Raw genomic sequence first — 8,139 nt, forward strand, 5'->3', positions numbered from 1 at the left:
CAGCTCCGACTTCGAGCTCGGTTCGACCGACTACAAGAACCAGCTGACCTGGGGCGCGAAGGCCGGCCTCGACGTCCCGATCAACCCGAAGTGGTCGTTCACCGCGTCGGTCGAGTACATGGACCTCAAGGCCGAAATCGATCAGTCGGGCGCGCCGGGGTTCAACCCGAAGCCGGTCGTCGTCGCCGTCGGCGCCGCCTACAAGTTCTAAATTCGGGCAACAACTCCTCGCCGGGAGCGGATAACGTCATCCGTTCCCGGCTTTTTTTCGCGCATTGGACGAAAGTTCGGCGGAAGGAAGAGGCCGCTTCTCCCTTCATGGCGCGGCGCCCTGCTAGCATTTAGTGTTGTTATCGAAAACCCCGACGCCTGTCGTGAACAGGGAGTCCAGAGCGCTATGAACGCAACCGCCCACGACGTCGCGGAGACTCTGTCCTCCGAGATCCGCGCCCTGACCGGCCTCAATCCGGCCCGCTGCTACCAGTGCGGCAAGTGCTCCGCCGGCTGTCCGATGGCCCGCGAGATGACGCTGCGCCCGCACGACGTGATGCGCCTCGCGATGCGCGGCGAGCGGGACCGGATCTTCGACGACGAATCGATCTGGCTCTGCCTGACCTGCGAGACCTGCTCCTCGCGGTGCCCGCAGAAGGTCGAGCCGGCGCGGATCATCGACGCGCTGCGCGAGATCGGCCGCCGCGAAGGACGCGAGGCCGCGCCGCGCGCCGTCTCCGCCTTCCACCGCGCGTTCCTCGACCAGATCAAGGGCCGCGGACGGATCCACGAGGTCGGCCTCGTCGTCGCCTACAAGACGCGCTCTCTGGACCTCTTCTCCGACGCCGCCTCCGCTCCGGGCATGTTCCTGCGCGGCAAGCTGCCGCTCGCGGGAGAGAAGGTCCGCGGGATGGACGACGTCCGGCGGATCTTCGCCGCCTGCCTCGAAGGGGAACGCCGATGAAGCTGGGCTACTTTCCGGGCTGCTCGCTGCACGGCACGGCGCGCGAGCTGAACGAATCGCTGGGCGAGGTCGCGCGGCGCCTCGACCTCCAGCTCGACGAGATCAAGGACTGGGCCTGCTGCGGCGCCAGCTCCGCGCACCAGGTCAACCATCTGCTCGGCGTGGCGCTGCCGGCCCGCACCTTGGCGCTGGCCGAGGAACAGGGGATGGAGCGGGTCGTGGCGCCCTGCGCCGCCTGCTTCAACCGCCTCGCCGAGGCCCGGCACGAGATCGCCGAGGACGCCGCCCTCGCGCGCGAGGTCGGACGCGTCCTCGACCGGCCGTTCGGCAACAAGGTCGAGGTGATCAACCTCGTCCAGGCGATGCGCGAGCTCGGCCCCGCGATCAAGGAGAAGACGGTCCGCCCGCTCGCCGGCCTGAAGGTCGCCTGCTACTACGGCTGCCTCCTCGTGCGGCCGGCCGCGGCGACGAACTTCGACGACCCGGAGCGGCCGTCGGCGATGGAAGAGGTCGTCCGCGCGCTCGGCGCCGAGCCGGTCGAGTGGTCGAAGCGGCTCGTCTGCTGCGGCGGCAACTTCTCGCTGTCGCGGCAGGACTCGGTCGTCCGCCTCGGCCGCGAGATCCTCGAGGACGCGAAGGCCGCCGGCGCCGACGTCGTCGCCGTGGCCTGCCCGATGTGCCAGTCGAACCTCGACTTCCGCCAGAAGGCGATGGCCCGCGACGGGCGGTCGCTGCAGTTGCCGATCCTCTACCTCACGCAGCTCGTCGGCCTCGCGCTGGGGCTCGACGAGCAGACGCTCGGGCTCGCGCGCCACTTCGTGGACGCCGGCCCGACGCTGCGCAAGCTCGCGGCCGCGGCGCCCGCCGCGCCCGCGGAGGCCTGACCGATGGCCCGCCTGGGAGTGTTCATCTGCCACTGCGGCGAGAACATCGGCCGCACCGTGGACTGCGCCGCGGTGGCCGAGGCCGCCGGGAAGCTGCCCGGCGTCGCGCACGCCGAGGACTTCAAGTACATGTGCTCCGACCCGGGGCAGCAGCGGATCAAGAAGGCGATCGAGGATCTGGGGCTCGACGGCGTCGTCGTCGCCGCCTGCTCGCCGCGGATGCACGAGAAGACGTTCCGCCGCGCGGCGGCGTCTATGGGCGTCAACCCCTACCGCGTCGAGATGGCGAACATCCGCGAGCAGTGCTCGTGGATCCACGAGGACCGCGAGAAGGCGACGGCGAAGGCGATCGACCTGATGCGGCTGATCGTGGAGAAGGTCAAGCGCGACCAGCCGCTCGACCCGATCCGGATCCCGGTTACCCACCGCGCGCTGGTGATCGGCGGCGGCATCGCCGGCATCCAGGCGGCGCTCGACATCGCCGACGCGGGGCACGAGGTCGTGCTGGTGGAGAAGGAGCCCTCGATCGGCGGGCACATGTCCCAGCTGTCCGAGACCTTCCCCACCCTCGACTGCTCGCAGTGCATCCTGACCCCGCGGATGGTCGAGGTCTACCAGCATCCGCGGATCAAGCTCCTGACCTACTCCGAGGTGGAGAAGCTCGAGGGCTACATCGGCAACTTCAAGGTCACCGTGCGGCGCAAGGCGCGCAGCGTGCACGAGGACAAGTGCAACGGCTGCGGCGCCTGCCGCGAGAAGTGCCCGACGAAGAAGATCCCGAGCGAGTTCGAGCAGGGGCTGGGGCTGCGGACCGCGGTCTACGTGCCGTTCCCGCAGGCCGTGCCGAACGTGCCGGTGATCGACCGCGAGAACTGCCTGCTCTTCAAGTCGCGCGCCCGCGGGGCCAAGAAGGACGCCTGCGGCCTCTGCGCCAAGGCCTGCGGCCGCGAGGCGATCGACTACGACCAGCAGGACGAGCTCGTCGAGGAGCAGGTCGGCGCGGTGGTCGTGGCCACCGGCTACCAGCTCTACTCGATCGGCAAGGATCAGGCCCGGCCGCAGCTCAAGGGGTACGGCGAGTACGGCTACGGCCAGATCCCCGACGTGATCGACGGGCTGCAGTTCGAGCGGCTCGCCTCCGCCTCCGGCCCGACGGGCGGCAAGATCCTCCGCCCCTCCGACGGCAAGGAGCCGAAGACGATCGCCTTCCTGCAGTGCGTCGGCTCGCGCGACCCGGCGAAGGGGATCGAGTACTGCTCCAAGATCTGCTGCATGTACGTGGCCAAGCACACGATGCTCTACCACCACAAGGTCCACGACGGCGAGGCCACGGTCTACTTCATGGACGTCCGCTCGGCCGGCAAGGGGTACGAGGAGTTCGTGCGCCGGGCGATCGAGGAGGACGGCGCGAAGTACGTGCGCGGCCGCGTCGCGAAGCTCGACCGGGCCGGCGACAAGGTCCGGCTCGAGGCGTTCGACACGCTCTCCGGCGAGCCGATCGTGCAGGACGTGGACATGGTCGTGCTGGCGACGGCGATCCAGCCGCAGCCGGGGATCGAGAAACTGGCGCAGACCCTCTCGGTCTCGTACGACAAGTACGGCTTCATCAACGAAGCCCACCCGAAGCTGCGCCCGGTCGAAACCTCGACCGCCGGCGTCTACGTCGCCGGGGCCTGCCAGGCGCCGCGCGACATTCCCGACGCCGTCGCCATGGCATCCGCCGCGGCGTCGAAGGTCGTCGGGCTCCTCTCCAACGCGGAGCTGGAGCGCGAGCCGACGGTCGCCTGCGTGGACGAGTCGCGCTGCAGCGGCTGCTTCCACTGCCTGCGCGTCTGCCCGTTCGGGGCCGTCGAGCGGAAGGAGATCCGCGACCGCAAGGGGAACCTGATCAAGGTCGTGGCCAGCGTGAACCGCGGCGTCTGCCAAGGCTGCGGAACCTGCGAGGCCACGTGTCCGTCGAAGAGCGTCGAGCTGCTCGGCTTCACCGACGAGCAGATCTACGCCGCGATCAACGCGCTCTGATACGGCGCGAGGAGAGCGGAATGAGCGCAACGCCACAGGCCGCCGAGCAGCCCCAGGCGGCGCCCGGCTGGGAGCCGAAGATCGCCGCCTTCGTCTGCACCTGGTGCACCTACACCGGCGCGGACCTGGCCGGAACGAGCCGGCTCCAGATGGCCCCCAACGTGCGGATCGTCCGCCTGCCCTGCACGGGGCGGATCGACCCGCTGTTCATCGTGAAGGCGTTCGACCGCGGCGCCGACGGCGTGATCGTCAGCGGCTGCCACCCGAACGACTGCCACTACAACGCCGGCAACTTCCACGCCCGGCGGCGCTTCGCGGTCTTCCTCGACCTGCTGAAGGTCCTCGGCGTGGACGAGCGGCGGCTCACCTTCTCGTGGGTCTCGGCGTCGGAAGGGGGCAAGTGGGCGGAGATCGTCAACGAGACCACCGAACGGGTGCGCGCCTTGGGGCCTTTCGCCGGCTGGCGGGGGCTCTCCCCGGACGCGAACGGAGGCGGCGATGCAGGAACTCCGTGACCTCGCGCGCCGGCTGCTGGAGGAGAAGGCGGTCGGCTGCGTGGTCGGCTACGAAGAGGGGCCGCGCGGCGTGCGCCCCGCCTTCGTCGTCGATCCGAACGACGTGGACCGGCTGGTCTTCGACCACCGCTCCGTGCAGAACCTCGCCGCCTACCTCAACCCGCGGCGCAACCACCTCAAGCCGCTGGGCAAGGTCGCGGTCGTCGTCAAGCCGTGCGACGCGGCGGCGGCGGCGGGCCTGATCCGCGAGAGCCAGCTCGCCCGCGAGGACGTCGTCGTGATCGGCGTCCGCTGCTCCGGCGTGGCGAAGAACGCCGACGACGCGACGCTCGACGGCGAGACGCTCGCCGACCGCTGCGTCGGCTGCGAACGGCGCGAGCCGCACCTCGCCGACCATCTCGTCGGCGAGGCGCACGAGCCGCCGCACGCCGAGCCGCGGCGCGAGAAGCGGATCGCCGAGCTCGACGCGATGACCCCCGACGAGCGCTGGGCGTTCTGGAGCGGCGAGCTGTCGCGCTGCATCCGCTGCCACGCCTGCCGCGAGGTCTGCCCGCTCTGCTTCTGCGAACGCTGCCTCGCCGACAAGACCCAGCCGCAGTGGATCGAGAGCAGCCCGCACCCGCGCGGCAACATGTCGTGGCACATCTCGCGCGCCCTGCACCTCGCCGGGCGCTGCGTCGGGTGCAACGAGTGCGAAAGGGCCTGCCCGGTCGGGATTCCGCTCGGACTCCTGACGAGCAAGATGGCCGCGATCGTGAAGGACCGCTTCGGCTACGTCTCCTCCGACGATCCTTCCGTCCCCGCGCCGATCGGGACGTTCAGCCGCGACGACGCGCAGGAGTTCATCCGGTGAGCACGCGACTGTTCCTCAGCGACGAGGGGTTCGACGCGTTGGCCGCGGCGCTCGCCGCCGGCGGCGCGCGCGTCGTCGTCCCCGCCCCGCGGCCGGACGGCTCGGTCGAGTACCGCGAGTTCGCTCCCGGCCCCGCCGACCGTCCCTTCCGCATCGAGATCGGCGCGCCGTCTCCGACCCGGTCGCTCAAGGAGTTCTTCCTGCCGCCGACCGAGCCGCTGCTCCGCTGGCGGCGCGGCCCCGACGGTCTGGAGCTCGTGGACGTCCCGCCGAAGGCCCCGCGCACGGTCGTCCTCGGCGCGCGTCCCTGCGACGCCGCGGCCCTGCCGATCGTGGACAAGGTCATGGACTGGGACTACCGCGACGAGAACTGGTTCGCGCGGCGCCGCGCGACGACGATCGTCTCCGTCGCCTGCGCCGGCCCGGTGGACCAGAGCTGCTTCTGCGCCGCCGTCGGGCTCGGCCCCGACGCCTCGCGCGGCAGCGACGTCCTCCTCGTTCCGGTTTCGGGCGGCTTCGTCGCCGAGGTCGCGAGCGAGGCCGGCCAGGCGCTCGTGGACGCCAACGCGGCGCTCTTCGGCGCCGCCGACGAGGCGAAGGCGGCCGACGCCGACGCGCGCCGGTCCGCGGCGCGGGAGAAGGTCGCGGCGAACCTGCCGATCGACCTCGAGCGGACGCGCGGCTGGCTCGAAGCGCACTTCGACGACCCGGCGTGGAGCGCGATCGCCCTGCGCTGCCACGGCTGCGGCGCCTGCGCCTCGGTCTGCCCGACCTGCCACTGCTTCGACATCGTGGACGAGGCGGAGGGGATCGACGGCGGGACGCGCCGCCGCAACTGGGACACCTGCCAGGCGGCGAAGTTCACGCTGCACGCCTCGGGGCACAACCCGCGCGCCGGGCAGAACGCCCGCTTCCGCCAGCGCGTGCTCCACAAGTTCTTCATCTACCCGGCCAAGTTCGGCGAGACGCTCTGCACCGGCTGCGGCCGCTGCGCCCGCGTCTGCCCGGGCGGCATGGACATCCTGGAAGCGCTGCGCGCCGCCGACGCGCGCGCCGCGGCGCCGGCGGGGGACGTGGCCCGATGAACATCTACAAGCCCTACCGCATGCGCATCGAGTCGATGGTCGACGAGACGATCGACACCCGCACGCTGCGCCTCGCCTTCGCCGACCCGGCGGAGGCGGAGGCGTTCGACTTCAAGGCCGGCCAGTTCGGCGAGTACTCGGCGTTCGGCGCGGGCGAGAGCACCTTCTGCATCGCCAGCGCCCCGACCCGCAAGGGCTACATCGAGTGCTCGTTCAAGAAGGTCGGCCTCGTCACCTCCGCGCTGCGCGAGCTCGGCGTCGGCGACGTCGTCGGCTTCCGCGGCCCGTACGGGAACCACTTCCCGCTGGAGAAGATGGAAGGGTCGAACATGCTCTTCGTCGCCGGCGGGATCGGGCTCGCCCCGGTCCGCGCGGTGATCTGGAACGTGCTCGACCTGAGGGACCGCTTCAAGGACGTGACGATCGTCTACGGCGCGCGCAGCGTCGGCGACCTCGTCTACAAGCGCGAGCTCGAGGAGTGGGGCGCGCGCGCCGACGTCAAGCTGGTCGCGGCGGTCGATCCGGGCGGCGAGACGCCGGACTGGAAGGGCAAGGTCGGCTTCGTGCCGACGGTCCTCGGCGAGGCCGCGCCGGCCGCGGAGAACGCCTACGCCGTCGTCTGCGGCCCGCCGATCATGATCAAGTTCACGCTGCCGGTTTTGGAGAAGCTCGGCTTCCCGCTCGACCGCGTCTACACGACGCTAGAGAACCGGATGAAGTGCGGCCTCGGGAAGTGCGGGCGCTGCAACATCGGCCCGGTCTACGTCTGCAAGGACGGGCCGGTCTTCACCGCCGCCGAGATCGCCAAGCTGCCGCAGGAGTTCTGAGCCGCGGCGGCGCGCCGCTTCGCGCGAGGGGCCGGCCGACGAGGCCGGCCCTTTTCGTTTTGCGCGCGGCGCGCCGGTCGGCCGCGCCGCACGCGCTCGGCGCCGCGGCGCTCCCCGCCCGGGCGCCGCGGCTGGCGCGGCTCTGATATCTGATATATTAGTTACGTCGTCCCCCATCCCCCGGAGGCGCGATGACCGCACCGGCTCCCCTCGTCGTCCGGCCCCTGCGCGAGCAGGTCTACGACCACCTGCGCCTGATGATGGACCGCGGCGAACTGCGTCCCGGCGGTTTCCTCGACCTCGACGCCCTCGCCCGCTCGCTCGGCGTCAGCCGCACGCCGCTGCGCGAGGCGCTGCTGCGTCTCGAGGCCGACGGCTTCGTGGCGATCCTCCCGCGCCGCGGCATCGAGGTGAAGGCGCTGACCCTCGACGAGATCCGGCAGCTCTACGAGATCGTCGGGGCCCTCGAGAGCGCGGCCCTGCTCGCCGTCGCGCCGCGGATCGGCGAAGGCGACCTGAAGCGGCTGCGGCTCCTCAACCGCGAGATGGCGGCGGCGGTCGCGGCGGGGAACTTCGACGGCTACTACGCGCGGAACCTCGCCTTCCACGACGTCTACCTCGGCAAGTGCGACAACCCGCGGCTGCGCCGCCAGGTGGACGTCTGCAAGCGGCGGCTCTACGACTGGCCGCGGCGCGAGGGGTTCGTGCCGGAGTGGGAGCGGAACTCGACGTGCGAGCACGCGGCGTTCGTACGCCGTCTCGAGCGCGGCGACGCGCGCGGCGCGGCCGACCACCTGCGGGACGTGCATTGGTCGTTCGCGGTGCAGGAGCGGTTCGTCCGCCGCTACTACTTCGCCCAGGGCGCCGAAGCGGGCGCGGGCGCGGAGAAGCGCGCGGACGGGGCGAAGGGCGCGGGCGCGGAGAAGCGCGCGGGCGCGGGCGCGGCGCGGGAAGCGGTGCGCGGCGCGCGGCGCGGCCGAGCGGGGGCGCGGCCGTGA

Annotated in this window: 9 protein-coding genes; all 9 read left to right on the top strand. The window is 71.4% G+C overall.

The window, feature by feature from the left end; all coding sequences use genetic code 11:
• A partial coding sequence (locus LLG88_04020; GenBank protein MCE5246073.1) for a hypothetical protein occupies positions 1-211 on the top strand: 211 nt, incomplete at its 5' end.
• Between the two features lie 186 nt (positions 212-397).
• On the top strand, positions 398-955 hold the full coding sequence (locus LLG88_04025; GenBank protein ID MCE5246074.1) for a 4Fe-4S dicluster domain-containing protein: 558 nt from the start codon (positions 398-400) through the stop codon (positions 953-955).
• Positions 952-1,839, top strand: coding sequence for a CoB--CoM heterodisulfide reductase iron-sulfur subunit B family protein (locus LLG88_04030; protein ID MCE5246075.1), 888 nt, complete (start codon positions 952-954; stop codon positions 1,837-1,839). The genes LLG88_04025 and LLG88_04030 overlap by 4 nt, the downstream gene beginning before the upstream one ends.
• A gap of 3 nt (positions 1,840-1,842) precedes the next feature.
• A complete protein-coding gene (locus LLG88_04035) occupies positions 1,843-3,861 on the top strand; it encodes a CoB--CoM heterodisulfide reductase iron-sulfur subunit A family protein (protein MCE5246076.1) in 2,019 nt (672 codons plus the stop codon).
• A 20-nt stretch (positions 3,862-3,881) separates the two neighbouring features.
• Positions 3,882-4,376: a hydrogenase iron-sulfur subunit gene (locus LLG88_04040; protein ID MCE5246077.1), complete on the top strand. Its 495-nt coding sequence runs from the start codon at positions 3,882-3,884 to the stop codon at positions 4,374-4,376.
• Complete coding sequence (locus LLG88_04045; protein MCE5246078.1) at positions 4,360-5,229, top strand: 4Fe-4S dicluster domain-containing protein; 870 nt, start codon at positions 4,360-4,362, stop codon at positions 5,227-5,229. The genes LLG88_04040 and LLG88_04045 overlap by 17 nt, the downstream gene beginning before the upstream one ends.
• Complete coding sequence (locus LLG88_04050) at positions 5,226-6,314, top strand: 4Fe-4S dicluster domain-containing protein (GenBank protein MCE5246079.1); 1,089 nt, start codon at positions 5,226-5,228, stop codon at positions 6,312-6,314. The genes LLG88_04045 and LLG88_04050 overlap by 4 nt, the downstream gene beginning before the upstream one ends.
• Positions 6,311-7,141 carry an FAD/NAD(P)-binding protein gene (locus LLG88_04055; GenBank protein ID MCE5246080.1) on the top strand — a complete coding sequence of 277 codons (831 nt, stop codon included), beginning with the start codon at positions 6,311-6,313 and terminating at the stop codon, positions 7,139-7,141. The genes LLG88_04050 and LLG88_04055 overlap by 4 nt, the downstream gene beginning before the upstream one ends.
• Positions 7,142-7,332: 191 nt before the next feature.
• Entirely contained in the window at positions 7,333-8,139 is an 807-nt protein-coding gene (locus tag LLG88_04060) for a GntR family transcriptional regulator (GenBank protein ID MCE5246081.1), read from the top strand.

Source organism: bacterium, from assembly GCA_021372775.1.
Taxonomy (GTDB): Bacteria; Acidobacteriota; Polarisedimenticolia; order J045; family J045; genus JAJFTU01.

Coding starts and splice junctions, on each gene's coding strand:
- LLG88_04025 (MCE5246074.1), top strand. CDS start 398: ATGAACGCAACCGCCCACGACGTCGCGGAGACTCTGTCCTCCGAGATC.
- LLG88_04030 (MCE5246075.1), top strand. CDS start 952: ATGAAGCTGGGCTACTTTCCGGGCTGCTCGCTGCACGGCACGGCGCGC.
- LLG88_04035 (MCE5246076.1), top strand. CDS start 1,843: ATGGCCCGCCTGGGAGTGTTCATCTGCCACTGCGGCGAGAACATCGGC.
- LLG88_04040 (MCE5246077.1), top strand. CDS start 3,882: ATGAGCGCAACGCCACAGGCCGCCGAGCAGCCCCAGGCGGCGCCCGGC.
- LLG88_04045 (MCE5246078.1), top strand. CDS start 4,360: ATGCAGGAACTCCGTGACCTCGCGCGCCGGCTGCTGGAGGAGAAGGCG.
- LLG88_04055 (MCE5246080.1), top strand. CDS start 6,311: ATGAACATCTACAAGCCCTACCGCATGCGCATCGAGTCGATGGTCGAC.
- LLG88_04060 (MCE5246081.1), top strand. CDS start 7,333: ATGACCGCACCGGCTCCCCTCGTCGTCCGGCCCCTGCGCGAGCAGGTC.